Origin of the sequence: Leifsonia sp. NPDC014704, assembly GCF_043083605.1 — a bacterium.
Lineage (GTDB): Bacteria > Actinomycetota > Actinomycetes > Actinomycetales > Microbacteriaceae > Leifsonia.
The window spans coordinates 25,186-49,929 of record NZ_JBIBYW010000001.1 but is presented as its reverse complement, the minus strand read 5'-3'; the positions used below and the strand labels follow the sequence as shown (position 1 = coordinate 49,929).

Sequence of the window (24,744 nt, the reverse complement as noted above, 5' to 3'; positions counted from 1 at the left end):
ATACGCATCCACTCGAGGAGGCCTTCGATGATCCTGCCCAGCTACATCCGCGACGGATGGTGGACGCCCGAATCCGCCGTCGGCGCCGACGCCGAGGACCGCGCCGCCGAGGTGCTCGACGCCTCCACCGGTGCCGTCATCGCCCGGGTCAGCACCGCCGGCCTCGACCTCGCCGGCGCGCTCGACCACGCCCGGACCGTCGGACAGCGCTCCCTCGGCGAGCTGACGTTCCACCAGCGCGCGCTGCTGCTCAAGCGGCTCGCGCAGGCGCTCACCGAGCGCAAGGACGAACTGTACGAGCTGTCCGCCCAGGCCGGCGCGACCCGGGCCGACGCCTGGATCGATGTCGACGGCGGCATCGGCGCGATGTTCACGTACGGCTCGAAGGGACGGCGGGAGCTGCCCAACGCGCAGGTCGTGCTCGACGGGCCCGCCGAGCAGCTCTCGAAGGACGGCAGCTTCCTCGGCCGTCACGTGTACACGCGGCTGCCGGGCGTCGCCGTGCAGATCAACGCCTTCAACTTCCCGGTCTGGGGGATGCTCGAGAAGCTCGCGCCGTCTTTCCTCGCCGGGATGCCGACCCTGGTCAAGCCGGCCACCCCGACCGCGTTCGTGGCCGAGGCCGCCGTGCGGATCATGGTCGAGTCCGGGCTCCTGCCCGCGGGCTCCCTGCAGCTGGTGAGCGGATCGGTCCCCGACCTGTTCGACCACCTGCGGCTCGGCGACCTTGTCGCGTTCACGGGGTCCGCATCCACCGCCGAACGCCTGAAGGCGCACGACTCGGTGCAGACCGGCGGCGTGCGGTTCACGAGCGAGACCGACTCGATCAACGCGTCGGTGCTCGGGCCGGATGCCGTCACCGGGACGCCGGAGTTCGACGCGTATGTGAAGGGGCTGGTCGTCGAGATGACGGCCAAGTCCGGGCAGAAGTGCACGGCCATCCGCCGGGCGATCGTTCCCGCAGCGCTGGAGGGCGACGTGATCGCCGCGGTGCGCGACCGCATCGCCTCGCGCGTCGTGATCGGGGATCCGCGCGCCGTGGGCGTGACGATGGGGCCGCTCGCCTCGCGCACGCAGCGCGAGGAGGTGTTGCGGCAGGTGGGACGGCTCGTCGCGGCCGGCGGCGAGCTGGTGCTCGGTGGGCTCGACCAGCCGACCGTCGTACGGGCCGACGGTACGACCGGCGTCGCCCCGGAGGGTGCCTTCGTCGCGCCGGTGCTGCTGCGGTTCGCGGACGCGTGGACGCCGGAGGCGCACACGGTGGAGGCGTTCGGGCCGGTCGCGAGCGTCCTCTCCTACGACTCGGCGGAGGAGGCGGTCGCGCTGGTCGCGCACGGCGGCGGGTCGCTCGTCACCAGCGTGGCGACGCACGATACGGACTTCGCGCGCGTGTTCGTTCTGGGCTCTGCGGCCTACAACGGGCGCATCCTGGTGCTCGACCGCGACGACGCCCGCACCTCCACCGGCCACGGCTCCCCCATGCCGCACTTGGTGCACGGTGGGCCGGGGCGAGCCGGAGGCGGCGAGGAGCTGGGCGGGATCCGCGCGGTGCTGAACCACATGCAGCGGACGGCGCTGCAGGGGTCTCCCGATCTGCTCACCGCGATCACCGGGGTGTGGCATCCCGGTGCCGTCGCGTCTGCCGAGCCGCCGCATCCCTTCCGCAAGTCGCTGGCGACCCTGCGGATCGGCGACCAGGTGCAGTCCGGCTCGCGGCGGGTCACGCTCGACGACATCGAGACGTTCGCGACGTTCACCGGCGACACGTTCTACGCGCACATGGATGAGGAGGCCGCGGCCGCCAACCCGTTCTTCCCCGGACGCGTGGCGCACGGGTATCTGCTCGTGTCGTGGGCGGCCGGACTGTTCGTCGACCCGGCGCCGGGGCCGGTGCTCGCCAACTACGGGCTGGAGGACCTGCGGTTCCTGACACCCGTCGTGCCCGGCGACAGCATCCGCGTCGCCCTGACGGCGAAGCAGATCACGCCGCGGGAGACCGACGACTACGGCGAGGTGCGGTGGGATGCGCGCATCCTGAACCAGCACGACGAGCTCGTCGCCACCTACGACGTCCTCACCCTCGTAGCCAAATAGCCTCACCCCAAGCCAACAGCTCCTGAGTTTTTCGCACGAATCGCCGCTGTGAGCGCGAAAAACTCAGGAGCTGTTGGCTTGGGGCGCGGGTCAGCGGAGGGCCAGCGCGAGGATGGTGTCGGCGAGGTCGTCGGGGGTCAGGGGACCCGCGGGGGTGTACCACTCGGTGAGGGAGTTGATCATGCCGAAAAGGAGGCGCGCGACGACCGCGGGATCCGCGTCGGTGCGCAAGGAGCCCTCGGCCCGCGCCTCGGCCACCAGTTCGGCGACCGCGTGGTCGAACGCGCGGCGACGGGCCAGCGCCGCCCGCTCCACCTCGGTATTGCCGCGCACGCGCAGCAGCAGCGTCACGTACGGCAGCCGGTCGGCGAGCACCCGGACGGCGCCGCGCAGCACGTAGGCGAGCCGGTCGGCCGCCGGCCCGGTCGTCGCCTCGGGCGCCCGCAGCACGCCCTCCAGCCCGTCGAGGGCTTCGTCGAGTGCGAGGGAGAGCAGCTCATCCTTGGATGAGACGTGATGGTAGATCGCCGACTTCGACAGTCCGAGGCGGTCGGCGAGCATCCCGATGGAGGTCGCGTCGTAGCCGTGCTCGTTGAACGCGGCGACCGCGACCTCGAGGATGCCCCGCTGGTCGTAGCCGGGCCGCCCTCGGCGCAGGGCGTCGGAGCGGAGCGTGTCGGTCACGCGCCCAGTCTGGCACGCGAGCCGCTCTCGTGGATATACTGAACGAACGATCAGTAAGTAGTGATCTGCGAGGAGAGGTCGACGATGACCACCACCACAGAGGCGCCAACCGACACCGACGGCCGGGCGCGCTTCGACGAGCTGATCGCCTCCGACTCCCGTGTGGAGCCGCGCGACTGGATGCCCGACGACTACCGCCGCACGCTCATCCGGCAGATGTCGCAGCACGCCCACTCCGAGATCATCGGGATGCAGCCGGAGGCCAACTGGATCACGCGCGCTCCGAGCCTGAAGCGCAAGGCGATCCTCATGGCGAAGGTGCAGGACGAGGCCGGCCACGGCCTCTATCTCTACTCCGCGACCGAGACCCTCGGCATCACCCGCGACGAGCTGACCGAGCAGCTGCTCTCCGGCCGCGCCAAGTACTCCTCGATCTTCAACTACCCGACGCTGAGCTGGGCCGACATCGGCGCGATCGGCTGGCTGGTCGACGGCGCCGCGATCTGCAACCAGGTGCCTCTCTGCCGCTGCTCCTACGCGCCGTACGGCCGCGCGATGGTCCGCATCTGCAAGGAGGAGTCGTTCCATCAGCGGCAGGGCTTCGAGATCCTGCTGACGCTGATGCGCGGCACCCCCGAGCAGCAGCGGATGGCTCAGGATGCGGTGAACCGCTGGTACTGGCCGTCGCTGATGATGTTCGGGCCGCCCGACGGCGACTCCCCCAACTCGGCCCGCTCGATGGCGTGGAAGATCAAGCGCTTCTCCAACGACGACCTGCGTCAGCGCTTCGTCGCCATGCTCGTTCCGCAGGCGGAGGCGCTGGGCGTCACGCTCCCCGACCCGGACCTCCGCTGGAACGAGGAGCGCCAGGCCTACGACCTCGGCCCGATCGACTGGAGCGAGCTCCAGGAGGTCATCGCCGGCCGCGGAGCCTGCAACGCGCAGCGCTTGCAGCGCCGCAGGGAGGCGCACGAGGACGGCCGCTGGGTGCGGGAGGCGGCGGCCGCGTACGCCGAGAAGCAGCGTTCCGCTCGCCAGAGCGCGGAGGCGGTCGCATGACCGCCGAGCCGTGGCCGCTGTGGGAGGTGTTCGTCCGGGCCTCGCGCGGCCTCAGCCACGTGCACGTCGGCTCGCTGCACGCCCCCGACGAGGAGCTCGCGGTGCGGAACGCCCGCGACCTGTACACGCGGCGGGGCGAGGGCGTCTCGATCTGGGTGGTGCGCTCGGACCTGATCACGGCGAGCGACCCGGATGCGAAGGACGCCTTCTTCACCGCACCGGAGGGCAAGAACTTCCGCCACGCCACGTACTACACCGCCGCCGAGGGGGTGAAGCACCTGTGACCGACACCGACCACGGCCTCGCCGACGCCGACACCGACCACGGCCACGTCGAACTCAGCGCCGTCGTCCTCTCCGACGAGTTCGTCTCCACCGACGCCCCGGCCTCGCCCGAGGTCGCCGAGTACGCGATGTGGCTGGGCGACGACTCGCTCATCCTGGCGCAGCGCCTGGGCGGCTGGATCACCCGCGCGCCGGAGCTGGAGGAGGATGTCGCCCTCGCGAACATCGCCCTCGACCTGCTCGGCCACGCCCGCTCGCTGCTGCGCTACGCCGGCTCGGCGACGGGACGCACGGAGGACGACCTGGCCTACTGGCGCGACGAGACCGGGTTCCGCTCCGCGCACCTGTTCGAGCAGCCGAACGGCGACTTCGCGCACACGATCGTCCGCCAGTTCGCCGCCGCGCACTATCTGCACCCGCTGTACGAGCGGCTGCGCGCATCCACCGATCCGGTACTTGCCGGTGTCGCCGCCAAGGCGGTGAAGGAGGTCGACTACCACCGCGACCACGCGGACCAGTGGATGCTGCGCCTCGCGCTCGGCACGGACGAGTCGCGCCGCCGCACCCTCCGCGCGATGGAGGACGTCTGGCCGTACGTCGACGAGCTGTTCTCGGACGACGTGGTAGGAGGCGAGGATCTCTTCGCCGCGCTCGACGGCATCGCCGTGCGGCCGTCGTCGCTGCGGGAGCCGTTCGAGGCGGAGGTCGCCCCGGTGCTCGCGGAGGCGCAGCTGGAGCCGCCGACCGCGTTCCATGCGGCAGGCGGCGGCCGCCTGGGCCGTCACTCCGAGTACCTGGCGCCGCTGCTCGCGGAGTTGCAGGTGCTCGCCCGCCAGCATCCGGGGGCGTCGTGGTGACCCATCACGCGGACGCCGCGCGGGCGTGGTCGGCGGTCGCTGCGGTGGTCGACCCCGAGGTGCCGGTGCTCAGCATCGACGACCTGGGTGTGCTGCGCGAAGTGACCGTCTCCGATGACGGCGTCGAGGTCGTGATCACGCCGACGTACTCCGGCTGCCCTGCGATGGATGCGATCCGCGAGGATGTCGTGCGCGCGCTGGCCGCGGAGGGGTTCGGCGACGTGCGCGTCCGCCTCGTGCTGTCGCCCGCGTGGACGACCGACTGGATCAGCGCGAAGGGCCGCAACGCGCTCAAGGAGTACGGCATCGCTCCCCCGTCGGCCGCTGGCCCGGTCCGTCTGAGCATGTCGGTCAAGTGCCCGCATTGCGACTCGCTCGATACGCGCGAGGTGGCGCACTTCGGCTCGACATCCTGCAAGGCGCTGTTCGTCTGCCGGTCGTGCGGCGAGCCGTTCGACCACTTCAAGGCGCTGTGAGGGCGGCCTGATGGCGCGGGCACGATTCCACACGCTCGCGGTCGCCGAGGTGCGGCCGCTGACGGCGGCGAGCGTCGAGGTCACCTTCGCGGTGCCCGAGGAGCTCCGCGGCGAGTACGACTACCTGCCCGGGCAGCACGTCGCCCTCCGCGCCCACGTCGACGGCCGGGAGCTGCGGCGCAGCTACTCGCTCTGCCGGCCGCCGCTGCCGCCGACAGCCGAACACGCCGGCCGCATCAGCGTGGCGATCAAGCGCGACCTGGGCGGCGCGTTCTCGACCTGGGCGACGAGCGAACTGCGGCCGGGCGACCGGATCGACGTGATGAGCCCGCAGGGCACGTTCACCGTCGACCCGTCCCGCGTCGACGGCCGGCACGTCGTCGGCATCGCGGCAGGATCGGGCATCACCCCCTTGATGGCGCTCGCGAGCAGCATCCTCGCCGGCTCCCCCACCGCGCAGTTCACGCTCGTGTACACGAATCGCACGGCCATCGACGTGATGTTCCTGGAGGACCTCGCCGATCTGAAGGACCGCTACCCGTCGCGGCTCGCGCTGCACCACGTCCTCTCCCGCGAGCAGCGGTCGGCACCTCTGCTCTCCGGCCGCATCGACGAGGACCGGCTGCGCAGGATGCTCGACACGCTCATCCCGCCGGTGACCGTCGACGAGTGGTTCCTCTGCGGACCCTTCGAGCTCGTCCAGCTGTGCCGCGATGTGCTCGAGACGTACGGGGTGGAGCGGGAACGCATCCACTTCGAGCTGTTCACGACAGGCGACCCGGTCGAGCCACGCGGCGACGAAGGCCGTCCGGTGGTCGTGCACGACGGCGAGCGCACGGCCGAGATCGAGTTCACGCTCGACGGGCTCAGTTCGACAGTGACCACCCCGGTGGACGCGAACGAATCGGTGCTGAACGCCGCCCTGCGGGTGCGCCCCGACGTGCCCTTCGCGTGCACCGGCGGTGTCTGCGGGACCTGCCGTGCGCGTCTGGTCAGCGGCGACGTCCGGATGACGGAGAACTACGCGCTGGAGCCCGAAGAGCTCGAACGCGGTTACGTGCTGACCTGCCAGTCCCATCCCCTCACCGACCGCGTCGTGGTCGACTACGACGTCTGAGCAGCGGAGGCCCCGTGATCGACCTGGACATCACCGAAGGGATCGCCCGCATCACGCTGAACGCGCCCGAGCGACTCAACGCGCTCGGCCCGGACGACCTCCGGGCGCTGGATGCGGCCTACGCCGACGCGGAAGCCGCCGGGGTCCGGGCGCTGGTGCTGCGCGGGGAGGGCCGAGCGTTCTGCGCCGGACGCGACATCGCGGGCGTCGACCCTGCAACGGACGACGTGAGCGGGTACCTCGACGGCCTGGTGACGCCGCTGCTTCGGCGCATCGCGGCCTTCCGTGCGCCGACCTTCGCCGCCGCCCAGGGCGCCTGCCTGGGTGTCGGCCTTGGACTCCTGATCGCGACGGATGTCGTCTACATCGCCGAGGACGCGAAGGTCGGATCCCCGTTCGCCGCCCTGGGGGCCGCCCTCGACTCCGGCGGCCACTGGCTGCTGGTCTCGCGACTCGGTCCGCACCGCGCGCTCGACCTCATCTACTCCGGGCGACTCATCTCGGGCACGGAAGCCGTCGAGGGCGGCCTCTTCTCACGGGCGCTTCCTGCTGACGCCCTGCGCGAGGAGGTGGATGCGGCGGCCGCGGCAGCCGCATCCGGCGCCACCCAGGCCTTCCTCGCGAGCAAGCGGATCGTCTCGGATCTCCGCGACGGGTCTCTGAACTTCTGGGGCTCGGTCGCCGCGGAGAACGCCGCACAGGCGGCCCTACGCGATACCGACGACTACCGCGAGGGTTTCCGCGCCTTCCAGGAGAAGCGGAAGCCGGGCTTCACCGGCCACTGAGCCGCTTCCGTTTCCGCTGTCGCGGCCGCGGCCGCTATCGCCGGGCCGTCAGACGCGGTCGTGCAGCGTGATGTGGTAGCCGTCGGGGTCGGCGAACGTGAACGTGTGGCCGAACGGGCCGTCGATGGGCGCGGCGACGATCGTGCGGCCGTCGGCGACGAGCGCGTCGTGGATGTCCTGGACGTCCGTCGCGTGGAGCCAGATCGCTGCGCCGATCCCGGGCTGCGCTGCCGCATCGAGGTCGGTGCCGGGCACCAGGTCGCGGAGCGCGAACGCGATCGGCGTCGTGTCGAACACGACGGCGTGCGGAGGCCCTGCCGGCGAGCGGACGAGCCCGAGGTACTGCTCGTAGAAGGCCTGGGAGGCGTCGAGGTCACGCACCTGCAGGGAGAGGAAGTCGGGTCCGGTGGCGGGCATGGGGTGCTCCTTCGTTTCGTGTCAGTTATCTGACACGGCTCAATCTATGTCAGAATACTGACATGAGTCAAGACGGAGCCGGCGTGGACCTCGAGACGTCGCTGGGCTACCTGCTCAAAGAGGCGTCGAGCACGCTGCGCGCGGCCATGGAGGATGTCCTCCGCCCCCTCGGCATGACCATCACGCACTACTCGTGTCTGGAGCTGCTGTCGCAGCGGCCCGGCCTCTCGAACTCCGAACTCGCGCGCGGAACCTTCGTCACCCGCCAGTCGATGAACGTGCTCCTCCAGGCCCTGGAGCGGGAGGGCGACGTGACGCGGCCGTCGGAGGCACCCGTCGGGAAGGTCTTGCCCACCCGGCTCACCGCGCGCGGCCGTCGGCGCCTCGAGCAGGCGAGCGCGGCCGTGCGATCCGTGGAGGTCCGGATGCTCTCAGGACTCACGGAGACGGAGCAGGCGGCCGCCCGCCGCATCCTGCGGAGCATGATCGCGTCGCTCCGCGGCGACGACAGCGGCGTCAGCTGACGCGGGTCGCCAGCAGCCGCTGCACCGCCGACAGCGGGATCGGGATCCACGCCGGCCGGTGCCGCGCCTCGTACGCGATCTCGTACACCGCTTTGTCGAGCTCGAACGCGTCGAGGAGCAGGCGGAAGTCCTCGACCTCGGAGCCGGCGACCGACGCGTACCCGTCGAGGTACGCCTGGCGGGCGTTCGCGGCCCAGGCCGTCGCATCCACCGGCGTCTCCCTCCGCGCGAGAGAGCCGGCGACGTAGTCGAACGAGCGCAGCATCCCGGCGACATCGCGCATGGTCGCATCGGGCAGGGCGCGCTCGGCGAGCGGGCGCAGCGGCTCGCCCTCGAAGTCGATGAACTGCCAGCCCCGGTCCGGCGCGTAGAGCACCTGGCCCAGGTGGAGGTCGCCGTGGATGCGCTGCAGCAGCGGGAGCGGCGCCGCAGCCGCGTCCTCGTACACGGCGGCGATCCCCGCGCGGAGCTCGTCCACCTCGGGCACTTCCGTGGTCGTGACCGTGAGACGTCGGAACATCCCGTCGAGGGCGAGGGCGACATCCTCTTTCGTCGCTGGCTTCGTCGGCAGCGAGCGGGCCATCAGACGGTGCAGCTCGGCCGTGCCCGCTCCCAGCTGATACGCGCGGTCGGTGAAGTCCTCGCCGCGCTCGGCGGCGCTGACCGCCAGCTCCCAGCCGTCCTCCGCGCCCGGCACGAAGTCCTGCATGAGGGCGAGCTCGCCGGATGCGGTCCCGCCCGACGGTGTGGGCCAGCTGCCGGTGAGCCAGCCGAGCAGGGAGGGTGTCCGCCTGGATCCGCCGGCGGTGAGCGCGGCGAGCGTCGAGACGTCGGGGTTCTCGCCGTCCTGCACCACGCGGAACACCTTGATGAGGGCGAGACGGCCGTCCTCGAGCTCGCCGACGATGGACGTGTTCGACTGCTCCCCGGTCAGCCGCCGCGACGAGCGCACCGCGATCCGCTCGCCGAGCGTGTGACCCTGCGCGTGCGCATCCCGGCCCTCGGCGTGCTCCTGGCCGGTCATCAGCTGCACGAGGGACGCGACGTACGCCTCCTCCGTCGGACCGTCGTAGAGGTACCGTCCCCCGGCCTCGCCGATCAGCGCGGCCTCGTCGCCGTCGCGGCTCGCGCGCGCCACGACCGGCACCTGATAGACCCGCGGGGTACGGGGTGCCTCATCGCAGAAGAAGTAAGTGACGACGCGGGCGTCGGCGTCCGCGGGTCCGGCGTCGAACGACGCGAGAAGCCGCAGGCGCGGCTCGACGTTCTTCGTCGAGTACCAGCGCTGACGTCGCATCCACGTCCCGACCAGCTCGGTGAGTTCGGTCATGCCTGAACCGTACGCCCGCTGCGCCGTTTGCGCGCCGGGTCCAGCGAATCCTGAGGATCAGTGCCGGCCGAGCACGACACCTCGTGCGGCCAGGAACGGCTGCGGGTCGATCTGCAGGCCGTTGACCCGCACCTCGAAGTGCAGGTGGCAGCCGGTCGACAACCCCGTCGACCCCACTTGCGCGATCGGCTGGCCCGCGGCGACCTGCTGTCCGGCGGTCACTCCGATGCCCCCGTCGCGGATGTGGCCGTAGGCGGTCTGCACACCCCCACCGTGGTCGATGAGGACGAAGTTGCCATACCCGCTGTAGGGCCCTGCCCGGACGACCGTGCCGGCCGCCGCAGCGTAGATGGTGGTTCCGCAGGCGGCGCCAAGGTCGTCACCGGGATGGAACGGGTCGGTGCCGAGGGGACGCGACGGCCGCGGGCCGAACACGTCGGTGAGCGACCCCTGCACGGGGAGCGCCCACCCGCTCGCGACGAGTGTCGGGTCGGAGGTGAGCACCTGCCAGCCGGAGCCGGCCTCGATCACCGTCGGCGCGGCGGCGAGAGCGGCGGAGGCCGCATTGACCTGTGCCTGCGCGTCGGCCACGGCCTGCTGGCTGCTCTCCACATCCACTGCTGCGACCGCCTCCGCCGCGCTCTGTGCCTTCTCGGCCCAGGTCTGCGCGAGCTTCTTCTCGGCTGAGGCCTGTCGGATGGCGGCGTCGCGATCCTTCGAGAGGGCGGCGAGCCGGTCGGCGGCACCCAGCTTGGTCAGTAGGTCACCGGAGCCCTGCAAGGCCGCGCTGAGCGGATCCTGGGTCAGGAAGTGCGTGCCGGACGAGCGGATCAGCGCGGTCGCGAACGCCGCGCTCTTGCGGGCCTGCTCGGCTGCGGCGTCCGCCTGCTTCTGCACGGCGTCGGCCGCGGCCTGCGCCTGGTCATGTTCGCTCTGGGCGGTCTCCGACTCGCTCATGGCATCGGCCAACTGCGCCTGCGCCGAGGCGAGGTCGCTGGCCAGTTGTACGGCCCGCTCGAGGTCGGCGGGGTCGACCGTCGGGAACTGCGGGAGGTCGGGAACGCTGAGAGTGATCTCATCCGACGGCGCCGGGTCGGGGGCCGCGGGCGGGCTGGCGGCGGGCGGTGTGGACGCCGGCGGAGAGGACGGAGGCTTTGACGGGGTGGGGGTCGGCGTGGGCGTCGGGTCCGGGGTGGGTGTCGGGTCCGGGGTCGGCGTCGGGTCTGGAGTGGGATCCGGGGTCGGATCGGGCTCGCCCGACGGCGTCGGATCCGGTGTCGCGGGCGCGTCGCCGCCGGTCGCACCCACTCCCGGCGCGCCCGATCCGTCCGTCGCCGCGGGCGCGCACTCTGTCGTGCACTCGTCGGCCGCGGCGGGCGACGAGACGCCCAGCAGACTCCCGGCGACCAGCACCAGCACCGCCCACGCGGGAGCCAGGCGCGGCCCCGCGGGTCGCGTCGCTCTCCAGTGTCGTCCGAGCGATGCGTGCATGATCAGAACGGGCCGGCGGCATACGCCGTTCGGCCTGTAGTGAGATGCTCTCACCGCTCGGGGTGGGGAACAAGACACCCGTTCGAGGTCGGATGCGGCTCACAGCATCCGCACGTTACGGTGAGAGATTGTGACCGACAGTACTGCCACCGCGCGCCCGCGACGATCCGCCCGGCGCACGTCCAGCTGGAAGACGTTGCTGCGCGATGTGGTGATCATCTTCGTGGTGGCGGTGCTGGTGTCGTTCCTGATCAAGACGTTCGTCGCGCGCTCCTTCTACATCCCCTCCGGGTCGATGGAGAACACCCTTCAGATCAACGATCGCATCATCGTCAACGAGCTCCAGCCGAAGGTGTTCGGCCTGCAGCGCGGCGATGTCGTCGTGTTCAAGGATCCAGGTGGATGGCTCCCCCCGGCCCCGCCGGAGACCGGCAACGCGCTCCAGCAGGGCGTCGGCGCCGTGCTCGACTTCGTGGGCCTGGGCGCGTCGGACTCCGACCAGCACCTGGTCAAGCGCCTCATCGGCCTCCCGGGCGATCACATCACCTGCTGCAACGCCCTCGGGCAGATGAGCGTCAACGGCGTCCCCCTCAAGGAGCCGTACGTGCTGCTTCCGGCCGGAGTCCAGGCGGTGTCGGAGAAGTCGTTCGACGTGACGGTGCCGGAGGGCTCGGTCTGGGTGATGGGTGACAACCGCTACAACTCGGCGGACTCGCGCTACCACATGGACGACCCCGGCAAGGGCTTCGTGCCTCTCTCCGACGTCGTCGGCAAAGCGTTCGTGATCAGCTGGCCGGCCAGCCACTGGTCGTGGCTCGACGACTACCCCGACGTCTTCCGCGGCGTCGAGCGCGAGGACAAGTAGCCCGCGCCGCTTCCGCCGACTCGCGTCCAACGCCCACCGTCGAGTCCGCAAACTTTGCACGCCGCGGGCGCGCGCGGCGTGCAATTTGTGCGGACTCGACGGTGGGGCGGAGCGAGCGCGAGGGTCAGTTCTCGGCGCGGCCGAGGCGCCAGTAGCCCATGAAGGCGACGCGCGAGCGGTCGATGCCGTGGTCGCGGACGAGCAGGCGGCGGAGCGTCTTGACGGCCGCAGACTCCCCCGCGATCCAGGCGTAGAAGCCGGGATGCGTGTCCTCCGGGGTCTCCCAGAGGATGTCGCGGTCCACATCCACCTCGTCGAGACTCTGCGAGGCGGTCGCCGACGCCGCCGCGACGACGTGCGGGTTCTCGGCGAGCCACCGCTGCACGGCCGGCACGAGTTCGGTGCCCGTCACCGCCTCGCCGCGCGGCAGCCAGGTGACGGAGGCGTGCACCGGCAGCCCGAGCTCGAGAGCGTCGTCCGCCGACGGCACCTCGATGAACGCCCGCGCGCGGCACCCGCCGGGCAGCGCCTCAAGGATGGATGCGATGGCCGGCGCCGCGGTCTCGTCGCCGACGAGCAGCAGTTCGCGCGCCTCGCCGGGGCGCCAGTCGATGCCGACGCCGCGGTGCCGGCTGCGCGCATCCGGTCCGATCACGACGATCTCGTCGCCGGGGGCCGCGCCGAGCAGCCAGCGGGAGGCGGGACCGCCGTCCGCGTGCACGACGAAGTCGACGTCGAGCCGGCAGCCGTCGGTGTCGATCGCCCGCACGGTGTAGGTGCGGAACGGGTTGCGGAGGTGGTCGGGCAGCGCGCGCCACCGCTCGAACCAGTCGCCCGCGAAGTGGGCCTCCTCATCGTCGATGCCGAGGTCGGAGTAGGAGCCGTCCGCGAGCGGGAAGAGGAGCTTGATCCGCTGGTCCAGGCACTCGGTCCCGAAGTGTGTGAAGTCGCCGCACCGGAAGGTGACGCGGGTGAAATGCGGGCTCAGCCGCTGGATCCGCTCGACGGCCGCGCGGTAGGGCCGGTACGCGGGGCGGGGGCGCTCGGTGCGGGTGGGGGCGAGGATGGTCACGGCGGCCTTCCGAAGCAGGGTGCGGGACTAAGGTAAGGCTACACTAACTTCCTCTCGCGCCTCCTGGCGATCCGCTGAGTCCTTCGCGCCCCGATTCCTTCGCGATCGGGACGTCCCGGGCCAGAATGTCGAGCAGGGGCCGTCTCGTTCGACGTCCGTATGAAAGCGTTCGCGATCGAGAGGAAGAACGATGAAGTACATGATGTTCGTGGTCACCGACTCCCAGCGGGACACCGTGTCGGACGAGTCCGATGTCGACATCTGGGTGAACGAGCTGGATGCCAGCGGCAAGCGCGTCATCGGCGAAGTGCTGCAGGCCCCGACCGAATCGCGGGTCGTCCGCGTCCGCGACGGCAAGCGCTACGTCACCGACGGACCCTTCGCCGAGACCAAGGAGTGGATCTGCGGCTTCGACATCCTCGAGGTCGAGGACCTGGATGAGGCCATCGAGATCGCCTCGCGGCACCCGATGGCGCGCAACGGCCAGCTCGAGCTGCGCCCGTTCATGCAGTGGGACGAGACCGCTCCGGCGTGAATGGTCGGCCGGTCGTCGTCACGTCCGCGGGCGCTGTCCGCGGACGCGATGACGGCCGCGTGTCCGTGTGGCGCGGTATGCGGTACGGCGAGCCGCCGACCGGCCGGCTCCGCTGGCGCGCGCCCGTGCCCGCGGCTCCCTGGAGCGGCGTCGTGGATGCGGTCGCCTTCGGGCCGGCGGCGCCGCAGCGCCCCAACCCGGCGGTGCCCCTCGGGCCGCCCGGCGAGACGCGGATGGACGAGGACTGCCTGTTCCTCAACGTCATCCGGCCGTCTCACGAACCACCGTCCGGCGGCCTGCGCCCGGTGATGGTGTGGCTGCAGGGTGGGGCGTACGCGCTGGGCGCATCCAGTCAGCTCATCTACCGCGGCGACCGGTTCGCGCCGGACGGGGATGTCGTCCTCGTCACCCTGAACCACCGGCTCGGCGCGCTCGGCTTCCTCGACGTCCGGAGCGTCGGTGTCGACGACGCGGAGACGAATGTCGCGCTGCGGGATGTGCTGCTCGCGCTCTGCTGGGTGCGGGACAACATCCACGCGTTCGGCGGCGACCCGGACTCGGTGACGGTGTTCGGCCAGAGCGCGGGCGCCGGCCTCGTCACCGCACTTCTCGCCTCCCCCGCGGCGGCGGGACTGTTCCATCGCGCCATCGCGCAGAGCCCGCCCGCCGGGTCGATGTACGGGCCGGAGCGCGCGGCGACGGTTGCCCGGACCTTCGTCGAGCGGCTCGGCCCCGACGTGCGGACGGCGGCCGCACTCCGCGGCGTCCCCGTCGAGGCGATCGTGGATGCGGGTGCGGCGGTCTACACGGAGGTCCCGCGGGAGCACCCCGGGATGCTCGCCTTCGCCCCGATCGTGGGCGACGACATCCTGCCCGAGGCCCCGATCCGCGTGCTCAGCGACGGACGCGGGATGCCCGTTCCGCTCCTCATCGGGAGCACCCACGATGAGGCGACACTGTTCCGCTTGATGCGGTCACCTCTGCTTCCGATCCGGCGGACCGCGCTGCGCCGGATGTTCGACGCCATGCGCTCCGAGCAGGAGCGCGGCGGCGCATCCCTCCCCGAGCGCGAGCGGGTGCTCTCGGTGTACGGCCGCCGCCGTCCCGCACGCGGCGTCCGCGTCGCCACCGACATCGCGTTCCGGATGCCGGCGCTCTGGGTCGCCGCCGGGCACAGCGCCGTCGCCCCCACCCACCTCTACCGGTTCGACTTCGCCCCTCCCCTGCTCCGGCTCACCGGCGTCGGCGCGTCCCACGCGACGGACCTGCCATACGTCTGGGGCGAGTTCGACGCCCTCCCGCGCGACCCCTCGTTCTTGCTCGGTGGCCGACGGACCGCCGAAGCCGTCTCCGAGCGGATGCGCCGGCGCTGGACGGACTTCGCTCGCACGGGCGTGCCGGGCGCGGGCTGGCCGGCGTACGAGCCGCAGCGCCGCGCGACGCTCGTCATCGGCGCGAGCGATCGGGTGGTGCCCGACCTCGACGCCCGGCTGCGTGCCGGCTGGGGCGAGCAGGTCCTGACTTTCGGCTGAGCGTTCCCTTTAGACTCGGCGGCATGCTCGTCATCCCGCTGCTCGTCATGACGCTGTTCGTGTTCGCCCTGGTGGATATCATCCTGCGGCCGAGTGAGCAGGTGCGGCACCTGCCGAAGCTGGCGTGGGTGTTCGTCGTGATCCTGCTGCCGCTGATCGGCAGCATCCTGTGGTTCGCGATCGGCCGCGAGTACGACGCGTCGTCCGGCCGCCGACGGACTCTCCGGATGCCGACGGTCCATGCCGAGCCGACCGCGGCCGCCCCGAGGCGAGACCTCGCACCGAACAGCACGGAGGCGCAGCTCGCGGCGCTCGAGCGGGAGATCGCGGAAGCCGAACGCGATCAGCGCATCCGGCGGCTCGAAGAGGAGCTGCGGCGGCGGACGGACGCGGGCGAGACGGCCTGACGCGACGGGCCGGCCGCCCGCTACAGCTCGGCCGACTGCTCGACGACGAAGCGCAAGGCGTCGTCCGCCATCTGCGTGGAGATGTCGTGCCCGACGCCCGGGTACACCCGCTCCTCGAGGGTCGAATGGCCGGGGAGGAACTCGCGCATCCGCTCGATGTCGTTCGGCGTGATGACGTCGTCGTCGGCGCCATGCCCCCAGAACACCGGTGGCCGACGCTCGGCGAGCACGGCATCCCCGCTTTCCGCATCCATCGTGGTGAATCCGCCGAGCGTGACGACGAACCGGAGCCGGCCGGGCGCCCGCCGCATGACCTGCAGAGCGGTCGCGCCGCCTTGCGACCACCCGACAGCGGCAACCGGCGCGTCGCCGCAGTTCTGGTCGATCCACGCGAGAAGGCGGTCGGCCGCAGGCGCAGCAGTGCTCGACAGCGCGCCCACCCCCTCCCAGTCGGCCACCGAGAACCACTCGAACCGGTCCCCCAGAGGGACGGGCCCCTGCAGCAGGACGGGACGCCACGGCGCAGGGGCGCGCTCGGCGATCCAGGCGAGATCGTCGCGCACGCCGTAGCGCCCGTGGAGGAACAACAGGGAGGGCACGCTGGTCCGAGACATGACTCCATTCATGCCCGGACGTGGCGGCGCGTCCAGGTGTTGAGCGACCCCGGCACCTGAGCGGGTCCTGTGCGCTGCGTCATGCGGGCGCGGCACACCTCGTCCCTTATGGGTAGGACGGCATCGTCGATACGCCCAGGGATCGGGGGAAACAGAATGGCCGACATCACAACGACGGAGCGCGCCTCCGGCAGCGGCGAGCAGCGGAAGGCCGCGTGGATACAGCTCCGCGGCGCCATCGCGCAGGAGTACGCGGCGAAGCTCCCCGACCTGCTGACGGTGGACGAGTTCGCCCGGTTCGCGGGCATGACCATCGCCCAGGTGCGGCACGCGTCGACCATCGGCGACCTCGTCATGTCCATCCGCGACGGCCGGCGCGGCATCGCACCCGCCGACAACATCGCGTTCCTGCTCCGGGAGCGGCTGCTCCGCCTCCCGGTCCACGAGCCGTCGTGGGAGCGCAGCGACCCGCGGTCGCTCGCCGTCAGCGAGGCCGCCTACGAGCGGGTGTGGGATGTGGCCATTCGCTATGCCACGACGCCGACAGACGCGCTCGATCGGCTCCTCCTCGCTGCGACGGGCACGGCGCGCGCCGACTGAACCCGCCGGCTGGGCGCGCGGCACCCGGCCCGGACCCTGCGAACGGCCCAGGCCCCTGCGGACGACTCAGACGCCGCGGCCGCGCCGATCGGCGAACCAGGCGTAGGCGCCGCCTGCGAGGAGGGCCGTCGCGACCGCTCCCACCACCACCGACGACAGCACGACAGCGCCCGCCCCGAGCGGGGCCACGTACAGGGCGATCACACCGACCGCGGACGCCAGCACGCACACGACACCGACCACGGCCGCCGCGATTGCGGCCACGGTGTCGGCCTCCATGCGCTGCGCGCGCTCCGGCACGCCGAGGACGTAGTGCTCGCGGGAGGAGAGGGCGGTCGGGAGCTCGGTGCGGATGTCATCGGTCACACCTGCAAGAGACGTCCGATGGCCCCGCAATATGACGCGACGGAGCCGGCTGCGGGACTCGAACCCGCGACCGCTCGCTTACAAGGCGAGTGCTCTACCAACTGAGCTAAGCCGGCGGTGGCGGTCTCCCGCCGACCCCATCCTAGGGCAGCGGGCGGACGCGCCGGATCAGGGAGACGGGGTGGGCGTCGGCGTCGCCGTCGACGAGTACTCGTCGCCCTGCGCCTGCAGCACGAAGGCCTTGAAGTCGTCCGCGCTTGTCAGCGACCCGGTGTACGGCTTGCCGTTCACGAGCACCAGGAGCGCATTGGTCATCTTCTTGACGTCCGAGTTCGGGATGGGGCCGCTGAGCGCCCGATCGCTCGCCGAGGTCACCCAGGACTTGAAGCGTCCCTCGTCGATGCAGGAGTCGATCTCGCCCGTACGGGTCGCGCCCGCCGCGTCCACGCGCTTCTTCAGAACGTCGTCGCTGAGACCGGGGCCGCCCTCGGCCGGCTGCTTCTCGAACAGCGAGGCGTTGAACTTCCAGAAGGCGTTGGGGTCGTAGTTGGCCACGCAGGCGGCGGCGTTGGCCGCGCGCAGCGAGTACTTCGTGCCTGCGGAGTGGCTGGTGTAGATCGCGACGGGGTGCATCTCCACGGTCACGGCGCCGTTCTTCACCAGCGGCTCGAGCTGCTCGAGGTTCGTGCGCTGGAAGTCGCCGCACAGCTTGCAGAGATAGTCGGCGTAGATGCGGATGTCGACCGTGCTGCCCGCCGGGTCCGGCGTGCTCGCGACCGGCTTCGCGTCGGCGGCGAGGGCGGTCGTCGTCTTGACCTTGAGGCCCGAGCCGACGACGACGCCGTCGCTGGCCATGTTCTTCGGACCGGGGACGGTCGGGCGGATCGCGCTGACGATCACGACGGCGACGATGGCCACGACGGCGAGGACTCCGAGGACGATGCCGCCGGAGAGCAGCAGGCGGTTCCGTCGGTCCCTGCGCTGCTGCGTTGTGCGGAGCTGTCGTGCTTTCTCCCGCGCAGCCGCGCGGACGTCGCTGTTGCGACTGTCGTCGGGATCGGTCATAGGGCTCATATCTTCCGGATACTGCTCTCGGGTCGAACGGGCCGCGCGGGGGACGCGGCGGGTGGCGCACCTCCGGCGCACACAACCGGGAAAGCGTAAACCGGCTGTCTGGGAATCGACCAGACGGTGGCTGGACGCGCGGGTACGGCGGAAACGCGCGGGTTACTGCGCATGCGGCGAGCATCCGCACGTCCGAGTGGGGCTCCGGTCATGAGCATGTCCGCCGATGCCATATTATGGCCACGTGGCATCGGCGCCCATCGGACGTAGACGCCACGTTCATCCATTCACAACGGATCGTCCGGCACGTACCTGCCGGTGAAGGAGAAAAGAAGAAAATGGCGACAGTCACCTACGACAAGGCGACCCGGCTCTACCCGGGATCGACCCGCCCCGCCGTGGACGCACTGGACCTGGAGATCGCAGACGGGGAGTTCCTCGTGCTCGTCGGTCCCTCCGGTTGCGGCAAGTCCACGTCCCTCCGCATGCTCGCGGGCCTCGAAGAGGTCAACGACGGCAACATCTTCATCGGCGAGCGCAACGTCACGGACGTCCCGCCGAAGGACCGCGACATCGCGATGGTGTTCCAGAACTACGCGCTGTACCCGCACATGACCGTCGCCGAGAACATGGGCTTCGCGCTCAAGATCGCCGGTGTCGGCAAGGAGGAGCGCGCCCAGCGCGTCCTCGAGGCCGCCAAGCTGCTCGACCTGGAGCCGTACCTCGGCCGTAAGCCGAAGGCGCTCTCCGGTGGTCAGCGTCAGCGCGTCGCCATGGGCCGGGCGATCGTGCGTTCGCCCCAGGTGTTCCTCATGGACGAGCCGCTGTCGAACCTCGACGCCAAGCTTCGCGTCCAGACCCGTACGCAGATCGCGTCGCTGACCCGTCGTCTCGGCGTCACCACCGTCTACGTCACGCACGACCAGACCGAGGCTCTGACCATGGGCGACCGCATCGCGGTGCTCAAGGACGGCGTCCTGCAGCAGGTCGGCACCCCGCGCGACCTGTACGCGCAGCCGAACAACGTCTTCGTCGCCGGCTTCATCGGCAGCCCGGCCATGAACCTGTTCACTGCTGACGTCACCGACGGCGGCGTCAAGTTCGGGTCGGCCGTCGTGCCGGTCGAGCGCGACACCATCGCCAGCGCCGGTTCGGCTGTCACCATCGGTGTCCGCCCGGAGGACGTCGTCGTCTCGAACACCGAGGGCACCGGCCTCAAGGTCACGGTCGACCTCGTCGAGGAGCTCGGCGCGGACGGCTACCTGTACGGCCACTCCGAGGTCGAGGGCAAGCGCACCGACATCGTCGGCCGCGTCGACGGCCGTATCCACCCGAACGCGGGCGACACGGTCTACATCACCCCGAAGCCCGGCCACGTCCACGTGTTCCACGCGGAGTCGGGCGAGCGCCTCGGCGGAGCTGTCGTCGACTAAGGTCCAAGAAGCGATTCCTCACTCTGCCGCAGTCCGGATCGGGCTGCGGCAGAGTGCTTTGCGCCAGCCAGCACCGCCCCACCACCGACCGGAGGACCACCGTGGCCGGATCCGTCAACATCACCGCAGCGACCGTCGACCCGGCGCTGCTCGACCTCCCGTGGAACCTTCCGCTGGAGGACTGGTCGAACGAGCACATCGCCCTGCTGCCGAAGGGCATCAGCCGCCACCTGGTGCGATTCGCCAACCTCTCCGGCTACGTCATCGCCATCAAGGAGACGACGGCGGAGATGGCCCAGCGCGAGTACGACATGCTGCGGACTCTGCAGCGTCTCGACGTGCCGTGCGTCGATCCGGTCGCGGTGATCAAGAACCGCACGGATGACAACGGCACCCCGCTCAACGCGGCCCTCGTCACCCGGCACCTGAAGTTCTCGCTCCCCTACCGGGCGCTGTTCTCGCAGACGCTGCGTCCGGACACCGCGACGCGCCTGGTCGACGCCCTCGCGGTGCTGCTGGTGCGCCTGCACATCGTCGGGTTCTTCTGGGGTGACGTGTCGCTCTCGAACACCCTGTTCCGTCGCGACGCGGGCGCGTTCGCGGCCTACCTGGTTGATGCGGAGACCGGCCAGCTGTACGAGGGCGGCCTCTCGAACGGGCAGCGCGAGAACGATCTGGAGATCGCGCGGGTCAACATCGCCGGCGAGCTCATGGACCTGGAGGCCGGCGGCCGGGTGGATGAGGAGCTCGACCCGATCAGCCTCTCCGACGGCATCGTTGCGGCCTACCGGAAGCTCTGGAAGGAGCTGACCGGCAGCGAGTCGTTCTCGTCGTCGGAGCGCTGGCGCATCAGCGAGCGCGTCGAGCGTCTGAACGAACTGGGCTTCGACATCGAGGAGCTGGCGATCAAGACGTCGGAGGAGGGCACGAAGGTGCGCATCCAGCCGAAGGTCGTCGACGCCGGACACCACCAGCGCCGCCTGCTCCGCCTCACGGGGCTCGACACGGGCGAGAACCAGGCCCGCCGGCTGCTTAACGACCTGGACTCGTACGCGGCGACCCTGGGCAAGGAGGGGCTGGACGAGGAAGCCATGGCGCACGAGTGGCTGATGCGCGTGTTCGAGCCGGTGGTGCGTTCGATCCCCGCAGACCTCAAGGGCAAGCTGGAGCCGGCGGAGGTCTTCCACCAGCTGCTGGAGCACCGCTGGTTCATGTCGCAGAAGGAGGGACGCGATGTCCCTCTGGCGGAGGCCCTGACCTCGTACATCAACGACATCTTGCGCCACCGGCGCGACGAGGCGACCGTCATCGCCCCGCCGACCGAGACCATCAGCCTTCCGGTGCTGAGCAGCGGGGCCGCGGCGGACGACGACGAGGACGACGACGACTGGCGGTCGAAGGTCTGACGCCGGTCAAAGGTCTGACGCCGCGCGTTACTTCGCGGCGCGGGCCTCGGCGCGCAGCTTGGCGATCTCGTAGAGCGTGACGCTCGCCGCGATGCCGGCGTTCAACGACTCGGTCGCCGCGGTGATCGGGATCGATACGACGGCGTCGCACGTCTCGGTCACCAGCCGGGACAGCCCCTTGCCTTCGCTGCCGACGACGATCACGACGGGCCGGTCGGCGAACGAGAGGCCGGGGAGGCTGACGTCGCCGCCGCCGTCGAGGCCGAGAACGAACACTCCGGCCTTCTTGAACTCCTTGAGAGTCTGCGTCAGGTTCGGAGCCATCGCCACGGGTGTGCGTGCGGCCGCGCCGGCCGACGTCTTCCAGGCCGCGGCGGTCATGCCGACCGAGCGGCGCTGCGGCACGATGACGCCCTGGCCGCCGAACGCCGCCGTCGAGCGGATGATCGCTCCGAGGTTGCGCGGGTCCGTGATGCCGTCGAGCGCGACGAACAGCGGGGTCTCCGAAGAGCGCAGGGTGCGGTCGAGCAGCTCACCGGGGTGCGCGTACTCGTACGGCGGCACCTTCAGGGCGACGCCCTGGTGCACCGCGTCGCGGCCCGCGAGGCGGTCGAGCTCGGGCCGCATGACCTCGAGGATCGGAATGGCTCGGCCGGTCGCGATGGAGAGGATCTCCTTCATGCGGTCGTCGAACTCCACGCGCGCGGCGACATAGAGGGTCGACGCCGGGATGTCGGCCCGCAGAGCCTCGAGCACCGAGTTGCGGCCGGTGACGATCTCGCTCTCGTCTCCGCTCTTCGCCCGGCGCGAGGCGCCCGAGGCACCGCGGGGCGCGGTGTCGCGCCCGCTCCGCGCCGCCTTCGCGGCCGCGCGCTCGCGCAGCGCCTTGGCTTTGCCCGCGGGGTGATAGTCGCGATCCTCCGCCTTCGGCGTCGGGCCGCGGCCCTCCAGCGCCTTGCGGCCGTGGCCGCCGGTGCCGACCTGGGCGCCCTTCTTGCTCTTGCGCACTGCTCCGGCGCGGGGCTTTCCACCCGAGTTCTTCATGATCCGATGCTCCAATGCGACCCCGTCGGGGTGTCTTCGATGGTGATTCCTGCCGCCGCCAGCTCGTCGCGGATGCGATCGGCTGCGGCGAAGTCGCGTGCGGCCCTGGCCGCCTGCCGGTCGGCGAGAAGCCGACCGATGAGCTCGCCGAGCGCCGCGTCTGCGGCGGTCGAGCCGCCGCTCCGCCACTGCGGCGAGAGCGGGTTGATGCCGAGCACCTCCGTCATCGCGAGAACATGCCCGCGCGCGGTGGCCGCCGCCTCCAAGTCTTCCGCATCCAGCGCCGCGTTGCCTGAACGCACGGTGTCGTGGAGCACGGCGAGCGCCTGCGGCACCGCGAGGTCGTCATCCATCGCCTCGGCGAAGGCGTCGGGGACGACCTCGACGCCGTGCCCGGCGAATCGGGTGCCGGACAGCCGCCGCTCCACACGCTCGAAGAACCCGGCGATGCGGTCGAGTGCGGCCTCGGCCTCGCTCAGCGAGCCGTCGTGGTAGTCGATGGTCGACCGGTAGTGCGCCGAGCCGAGGTAGTAGCGCACGACCAGTGGACGCGCGGCACCCAGCAGATCGGCCGCGTAGACCGAGTTGCCGAGCGACTTGCTCATCTTCTGACCGTTGACGTTCACGAGGCCGTTGTGAACCCAGTAGTTCGCGAACGCATCGCCCGCTGCCGTCGACTGCGCCAGCTCGTTCTCATGGTGCGGGAAGCGGAGGTCGAGTCCGCCGCCGTGGATGTCGAACTGCGGTCCGAGGTAGCGGCGCGACATCGCCGAGCACTCGATGTGCCAGCCGGGGCGCCCGTCGCCCCACGGCGACGGGAACGACGCGGACGCCGGCTCGTCCTCTTTGCGGCCCTTCCAGAGGGCGAAGTCGCGGGGATCGCGCTTGTCGCGCGGGTCGGCGTCGGCCGCGGCCTCCATGTTGTCGATGCTCTGCCGCGTGAGCTCGCCGTAGGACGGCCAGCTCTTCACGTCGAAGTACACGTCGCCTGAGCCGTCCGCCGCCGGATAGGCGTGACCGGCGTCGATGAGGCGCTGGATGATCTCCTGCATCTGCGGGATGCTGGCCGTCGCGCGGGGCTCGTACGTGGGCGGCTGGACACCGATCGCGCGGTAGGAGTCACTGAACTCCAGCTCGAAGCGGTAGGCGAGCGCCCACCACTCCTCGCTCCCACCTGCAGCCTGCGCGGCCGCCGCGTTCACCAGGATCTTGTCGTCGATATCCGTGACGTTGCGCACCAGCGTGACATCGAGCCCGCGGTAGCTGAGCCACCGACGCAGCTGGTCGTAGACGAGGGCCGAGCGCAAGTGCCCGATGTGCGGCGACGACTGCACGGTGGGCCCGCACACGTACATTCCGACCTCGCCGTCGCGCAACGGGACGAAGTCGCGCAGAGCGCCCGCCTTGGTGTCGTAGAGCCGAAGAGTCACGGCATAAGCCTACGGGCCACGCCCCGGCCGCCGCTCCGTCATGACCGAGTTGGGGAGAACCTCGCGCTGTCGCGGGTTGTAGACGGATTCAACCCAGCAGCAGTGCGGTCGCCTGCGCGGTGATCCCCTCGCCGCGTCCAGTGAAGCCGAGCCCGTCCGTCGTGGTCGCCCCGACCGACACCGGAGCCCCGAGAATCGCCGAGAGGTGCTCCTGCGCCTCCTGCCTGCGCGGCGCGAACTTCGGCCGATTGCCGACCACCTGGACGGCCACGTTCCCGATCCGGAATCCCGCCTCCTCCACGAGTCGCCGAGCCTCGGAGAGGAACACTTCCCCGTGGGCGCCTGAGAACCGCGGATCGCCCGTCCCGAACACCGCGCCGATGTCGCCCAGCCCCGCGGCGGACAGCAGCGCATCGACGATCGCGTGCGCGACGGCGTCGCCGTCGCTGTGGCCGGCGAGCCCCGGCTCCCCCGGCCAGTGCAGCCCGGCGAGCCACAGTTCTGCGGCCTCGTCGAAGGCGTGCGTATCGCTTCCGGTTCCGATCCTTGGCGTCGTGGATCCACTGAGCAGCTCCTCGGCCCGCCGGAGATCCCACGGCGTCGTCACCTTGAAGGCGTGCGCGTCGCCGGGCACCACATCCACCCGGAAGCCGGCGGCGGCCACGAGCCCAGCGTCGTCCGTCTCGTCGCTCTCGGCCAGCGCGTACGCCGTCAGCAGCTGCTCGCGCGGGAAGCCCTGCGGTGTCTGCACCGCCGACAGCGCGGACCGGTCGACCGTCTCGTGCACCTGGCCATCGTCACCGATGCGCTTCACCGTGTCGCTGACCGGCAGGCCGGGGATCACGCCGTATCCGCGCTCGACCACTGCATCCACCACCGCGTCGAACAGGTCGGTCGGCGCGAGCGCCCGGGCGGCGTCGTGAACGAGGACGATGTCGGCTCGCGCATCCACCACGGCGAGCCCTTCCGCGACGGACGACTGCCGCGTCGCCCCGCCGGCCACGACGGTCACCGGCCCACCGATCGCGCGCCGCGCCAGGGCCCCGGCCTCGTCGAGACGGTCGGACGGCGCGACGACGATCGGGTCGACCGCGTGCCGCATGCCGCGGATGGCATGGAGCGACCGCTCGAGGAGCGTCAACCCGTGCAACGGCACGAAAGCCTTCGGGAGCTCGGCGCCCAGGCGCGTGCCCGATCCTGCTGCCACGACGACGACCGCGACGCGCGGTCCGGGGATGCTGTCCACGCGTCGAGCGT

Annotated in this window: 26 protein-coding genes and 1 tRNA gene; 15 read left to right on the top strand and 12 right to left on the bottom strand. The window is 71.0% G+C overall.

The genetic code is table 11. From position 1 onward, the window contains the following. The first annotated feature begins 27 nt into the window (after window positions 1-27). Window positions 28-2,094 (top strand): phenylacetic acid degradation bifunctional protein PaaZ, encoded by a 2,067-nt coding sequence (gene paaZ / locus ACF1AJ_RS00270; protein WP_391505644.1) that lies wholly within the window; start codon window positions 28-30, stop codon window positions 2,092-2,094. A 90-nt stretch (window positions 2,095-2,184) separates the two neighbouring features. On the opposite strand, the gene ACF1AJ_RS00265 is transcribed toward paaZ, so the two are convergent. Next, the gene (locus ACF1AJ_RS00265; RefSeq protein WP_391505643.1) at window positions 2,185-2,778 is read right to left on the bottom strand and encodes a TetR/AcrR family transcriptional regulator; all 594 of its coding nucleotides are present in this window, start codon (window positions 2,776-2,778) and stop codon (window positions 2,185-2,187) included. An 84-nt stretch (window positions 2,779-2,862) separates the two neighbouring features. Between ACF1AJ_RS00265 and paaA the strand changes: the two genes are divergently transcribed. From paaA to ACF1AJ_RS00235, 6 genes are read left to right on the top strand one after another with little or no spacing between them, the layout of a single operon-like run. Next, window positions 2,863-3,837, top strand: a complete 975-nt coding sequence (gene paaA, locus ACF1AJ_RS00260; RefSeq protein ID WP_391505642.1) for a 1,2-phenylacetyl-CoA epoxidase subunit PaaA — start codon at window positions 2,863-2,865, stop codon at window positions 3,835-3,837. After that, window positions 3,834-4,121: a 1,2-phenylacetyl-CoA epoxidase subunit PaaB gene (gene paaB, locus ACF1AJ_RS00255; protein ID WP_354476519.1), complete on the top strand. Its 288-nt coding sequence runs from the start codon at window positions 3,834-3,836 to the stop codon at window positions 4,119-4,121. The genes paaA and paaB overlap by 4 nt, the downstream gene beginning before the upstream one ends. Next, window positions 4,118-4,978 carry a 1,2-phenylacetyl-CoA epoxidase subunit PaaC gene (gene paaC, locus ACF1AJ_RS00250; RefSeq protein ID WP_391505641.1) on the top strand — a complete coding sequence of 287 codons (861 nt, stop codon included), beginning with the start codon at window positions 4,118-4,120 and terminating at the stop codon, window positions 4,976-4,978. The genes paaB and paaC overlap by 4 nt, the downstream gene beginning before the upstream one ends. Further along, window positions 4,972-5,454 (top strand): 1,2-phenylacetyl-CoA epoxidase subunit PaaD, encoded by a 483-nt coding sequence (paaD, locus tag ACF1AJ_RS00245; protein WP_391505640.1) that lies wholly within the window; start codon window positions 4,972-4,974, stop codon window positions 5,452-5,454. Before paaC ends, paaD begins: the two co-directional genes overlap by 7 nt. Window positions 5,455-5,464: 10 nt before the next feature. After that, complete coding sequence (paaE, locus tag ACF1AJ_RS00240; RefSeq protein WP_391505639.1) at window positions 5,465-6,571, top strand: 1,2-phenylacetyl-CoA epoxidase subunit PaaE; 1,107 nt, start codon at window positions 5,465-5,467, stop codon at window positions 6,569-6,571. 14 nt (window positions 6,572-6,585) lie between these two features. Further along, window positions 6,586-7,356: an enoyl-CoA hydratase/isomerase family protein gene (locus ACF1AJ_RS00235; RefSeq protein ID WP_391505638.1), complete on the top strand. Its 771-nt coding sequence runs from the start codon at window positions 6,586-6,588 to the stop codon at window positions 7,354-7,356. Between the two features lie 48 nt (window positions 7,357-7,404). On the opposite strand, the gene ACF1AJ_RS00230 is transcribed toward ACF1AJ_RS00235, so the two are convergent. Beyond that, window positions 7,405-7,773, bottom strand: coding sequence for a VOC family protein (locus ACF1AJ_RS00230; RefSeq protein ID WP_391505637.1), 369 nt, complete (start codon window positions 7,771-7,773; stop codon window positions 7,405-7,407). A gap of 62 nt (window positions 7,774-7,835) precedes the next feature. On the opposite strand from ACF1AJ_RS00230, the gene ACF1AJ_RS00225 reads away from it, so the two are divergent. After that, the gene (locus tag ACF1AJ_RS00225; protein ID WP_391505636.1) at window positions 7,836-8,297 is read left to right on the top strand and encodes a MarR family winged helix-turn-helix transcriptional regulator; all 462 of its coding nucleotides are present in this window, start codon (window positions 7,836-7,838) and stop codon (window positions 8,295-8,297) included. On the opposite strand, the gene ACF1AJ_RS00220 is transcribed toward ACF1AJ_RS00225, so the two are convergent. Further along, on the bottom strand, window positions 8,290-9,627 hold the full coding sequence (locus ACF1AJ_RS00220) for a phosphotransferase (protein ID WP_391505635.1): 1,338 nt from the start codon (window positions 9,625-9,627) through the stop codon (window positions 8,290-8,292). The two genes, ACF1AJ_RS00225 and ACF1AJ_RS00220, sit on opposite strands and share 8 nt — an antisense overlap. A 57-nt stretch (window positions 9,628-9,684) precedes the next feature. After that, window positions 9,685-11,118, bottom strand: a complete 1,434-nt coding sequence (locus ACF1AJ_RS00215; protein ID WP_391505634.1) for a M23 family metallopeptidase — start codon at window positions 11,116-11,118, stop codon at window positions 9,685-9,687. A gap of 130 nt (window positions 11,119-11,248) precedes the next feature. Here ACF1AJ_RS00215 and lepB point away from each other — a divergent pair, with 130 nt between their 5' ends. Further along, a complete protein-coding gene (gene lepB, locus ACF1AJ_RS00210) occupies window positions 11,249-11,983 on the top strand; it encodes a signal peptidase I (RefSeq protein ID WP_391505633.1) in 735 nt (244 codons plus the stop codon). Between the two features lie 124 nt (window positions 11,984-12,107). Here the strand turns inward: lepB and ACF1AJ_RS00205 are convergent, their stop codons facing one another. After that, window positions 12,108-13,055, bottom strand: coding sequence for a siderophore-interacting protein (locus ACF1AJ_RS00205; protein WP_391505632.1), 948 nt, complete (start codon window positions 13,053-13,055; stop codon window positions 12,108-12,110). Between the two features lie 190 nt (window positions 13,056-13,245). Between ACF1AJ_RS00205 and ACF1AJ_RS00200 the strand changes: the two genes are divergently transcribed. The 3 genes from ACF1AJ_RS00200 to ACF1AJ_RS00190 are packed head-to-tail and all read left to right on the top strand — an operon-like array spanning window position 13,246 to window position 15,529. Further along, window positions 13,246-13,590 (top strand): YciI family protein, encoded by a 345-nt coding sequence (locus ACF1AJ_RS00200; protein WP_309860658.1) that lies wholly within the window; start codon window positions 13,246-13,248, stop codon window positions 13,588-13,590. Continuing rightward, window positions 13,587-15,122: a carboxylesterase/lipase family protein gene (locus ACF1AJ_RS00195; protein ID WP_391505631.1), complete on the top strand. Its 1,536-nt coding sequence runs from the start codon at window positions 13,587-13,589 to the stop codon at window positions 15,120-15,122. The genes ACF1AJ_RS00200 and ACF1AJ_RS00195 overlap by 4 nt, the downstream gene beginning before the upstream one ends. 23 nt (window positions 15,123-15,145) lie before the next feature. After that, the gene (locus ACF1AJ_RS00190) at window positions 15,146-15,529 is read left to right on the top strand and encodes a PLD nuclease N-terminal domain-containing protein (protein ID WP_391505630.1); all 384 of its coding nucleotides are present in this window, start codon (window positions 15,146-15,148) and stop codon (window positions 15,527-15,529) included. 20 nt (window positions 15,530-15,549) lie between these two features. Here the strand turns inward: ACF1AJ_RS00190 and ACF1AJ_RS00185 are convergent, their stop codons facing one another. After that, complete coding sequence (locus ACF1AJ_RS00185) at window positions 15,550-16,143, bottom strand: alpha/beta hydrolase (RefSeq protein WP_391505629.1); 594 nt, start codon at window positions 16,141-16,143, stop codon at window positions 15,550-15,552. Between the two features lie 156 nt (window positions 16,144-16,299). Between ACF1AJ_RS00185 and ACF1AJ_RS00180 the strand changes: the two genes are divergently transcribed. Then, the gene (locus ACF1AJ_RS00180; protein ID WP_391505628.1) at window positions 16,300-16,743 is read left to right on the top strand and encodes a hypothetical protein; all 444 of its coding nucleotides are present in this window, start codon (window positions 16,300-16,302) and stop codon (window positions 16,741-16,743) included. 66 nt (window positions 16,744-16,809) lie between these two features. On the opposite strand, the gene ACF1AJ_RS00175 is transcribed toward ACF1AJ_RS00180, so the two are convergent. The 3 genes from ACF1AJ_RS00175 to ACF1AJ_RS00165 all read right to left on the bottom strand — a co-directional run bounded on the left by ACF1AJ_RS00175 (window position 16,810) and on the right by ACF1AJ_RS00165 (window position 18,174). After that, window positions 16,810-17,109, bottom strand: coding sequence for a hypothetical protein (locus ACF1AJ_RS00175; protein ID WP_309860668.1), 300 nt, complete (start codon window positions 17,107-17,109; stop codon window positions 16,810-16,812). Between the two features lie 43 nt (window positions 17,110-17,152). Further along, window positions 17,153-17,225 (bottom strand) — tRNA-Thr (locus ACF1AJ_RS00170). 52 nt (window positions 17,226-17,277) lie between these two features. Next, window positions 17,278-18,174: a thioredoxin domain-containing protein gene (locus tag ACF1AJ_RS00165; protein ID WP_309860670.1), complete on the bottom strand. Its 897-nt coding sequence runs from the start codon at window positions 18,172-18,174 to the stop codon at window positions 17,278-17,280. 338 nt (window positions 18,175-18,512) lie between these two features. Between ACF1AJ_RS00165 and ACF1AJ_RS00160 the strand changes: the two genes are divergently transcribed. Continuing rightward, window positions 18,513-19,607 (top strand): sn-glycerol-3-phosphate ABC transporter ATP-binding protein UgpC, encoded by a 1,095-nt coding sequence (locus ACF1AJ_RS00160; RefSeq protein ID WP_309860673.1) that lies wholly within the window; start codon window positions 18,513-18,515, stop codon window positions 19,605-19,607. A gap of 101 nt (window positions 19,608-19,708) precedes the next feature. Beyond that, a complete protein-coding gene (locus ACF1AJ_RS00155; protein WP_391505627.1) occupies window positions 19,709-21,013 on the top strand; it encodes a DUF4032 domain-containing protein in 1,305 nt (434 codons plus the stop codon). A gap of 27 nt (window positions 21,014-21,040) precedes the next feature. Here ACF1AJ_RS00155 and rlmB read toward each other — a convergent pair whose 3' ends face one another. The 3 genes from rlmB to ispD form a co-directional block, all read right to left on the bottom strand. Further along, window positions 21,041-22,057 carry a 23S rRNA (guanosine(2251)-2'-O)-methyltransferase RlmB gene (gene rlmB / locus ACF1AJ_RS00150; RefSeq protein ID WP_309860676.1) on the bottom strand — a complete coding sequence of 339 codons (1,017 nt, stop codon included), beginning with the start codon at window positions 22,055-22,057 and terminating at the stop codon, window positions 21,041-21,043. After that, window positions 22,054-23,487, bottom strand: a complete 1,434-nt coding sequence (gene cysS / locus ACF1AJ_RS00145; RefSeq protein ID WP_391505626.1) for a cysteine--tRNA ligase — start codon at window positions 23,485-23,487, stop codon at window positions 22,054-22,056. The genes rlmB and cysS overlap by 4 nt, the downstream gene beginning before the upstream one ends. A gap of 88 nt (window positions 23,488-23,575) precedes the next feature. Further along, window positions 23,576-24,733, bottom strand: coding sequence for a 2-C-methyl-D-erythritol 4-phosphate cytidylyltransferase (ispD, locus tag ACF1AJ_RS00140; RefSeq protein ID WP_391505625.1), 1,158 nt, complete (start codon window positions 24,731-24,733; stop codon window positions 23,576-23,578). Window positions 24,734-24,744: the final 11 nt, after the last annotated feature.

What these genes read in the sequence shown, in the direction of transcription:
- ACF1AJ_RS00165 (WP_309860670.1), bottom strand. Translation starts at nt 18,174, where the DNA reads ATGACCGATCCCGACGACAGTCGCAACAGCGACGTCCGCGCGGCTGCG.
- paaA (WP_391505642.1), top strand. Translation starts at nt 2,863, where the DNA reads ATGACCACCACCACAGAGGCGCCAACCGACACCGACGGCCGGGCGCGC.
- ACF1AJ_RS00215 (WP_391505634.1), bottom strand. Translation starts at nt 11,118, where the DNA reads ATGCACGCATCGCTCGGACGACACTGGAGAGCGACGCGACCCGCGGGG.
- ACF1AJ_RS00200 (WP_309860658.1), top strand. Translation starts at nt 13,246, where the DNA reads ATGAAGTACATGATGTTCGTGGTCACCGACTCCCAGCGGGACACCGTG.
- ACF1AJ_RS00185 (WP_391505629.1), bottom strand. Translation starts at nt 16,143, where the DNA reads ATGTCTCGGACCAGCGTGCCCTCCCTGTTGTTCCTCCACGGGCGCTAC.
- paaE (WP_391505639.1), top strand. Translation starts at nt 5,465, where the DNA reads ATGGCGCGGGCACGATTCCACACGCTCGCGGTCGCCGAGGTGCGGCCG.
- ACF1AJ_RS00225 (WP_391505636.1), top strand. Translation starts at nt 7,836, where the DNA reads ATGAGTCAAGACGGAGCCGGCGTGGACCTCGAGACGTCGCTGGGCTAC.
- rlmB (WP_309860676.1), bottom strand. Translation starts at nt 22,057, where the DNA reads ATGAAGAACTCGGGTGGAAAGCCCCGCGCCGGAGCAGTGCGCAAGAGC.
- paaB (WP_354476519.1), top strand. Translation starts at nt 3,834, where the DNA reads ATGACCGCCGAGCCGTGGCCGCTGTGGGAGGTGTTCGTCCGGGCCTCG.
- paaZ (WP_391505644.1), top strand. Translation starts at nt 28, where the DNA reads ATGATCCTGCCCAGCTACATCCGCGACGGATGGTGGACGCCCGAATCC.
- ACF1AJ_RS00230 (WP_391505637.1), bottom strand. Translation starts at nt 7,773, where the DNA reads ATGCCCGCCACCGGACCCGACTTCCTCTCCCTGCAGGTGCGTGACCTC.
- ACF1AJ_RS00160 (WP_309860673.1), top strand. Translation starts at nt 18,513, where the DNA reads ATGGCGACAGTCACCTACGACAAGGCGACCCGGCTCTACCCGGGATCG.
- ACF1AJ_RS00220 (WP_391505635.1), bottom strand. Translation starts at nt 9,627, where the DNA reads ATGACCGAACTCACCGAGCTGGTCGGGACGTGGATGCGACGTCAGCGC.
- ACF1AJ_RS00190 (WP_391505630.1), top strand. Translation starts at nt 15,146, where the DNA reads ATGCTCGTCATCCCGCTGCTCGTCATGACGCTGTTCGTGTTCGCCCTG.
- ACF1AJ_RS00180 (WP_391505628.1), top strand. Translation starts at nt 16,300, where the DNA reads ATGGCCGACATCACAACGACGGAGCGCGCCTCCGGCAGCGGCGAGCAG.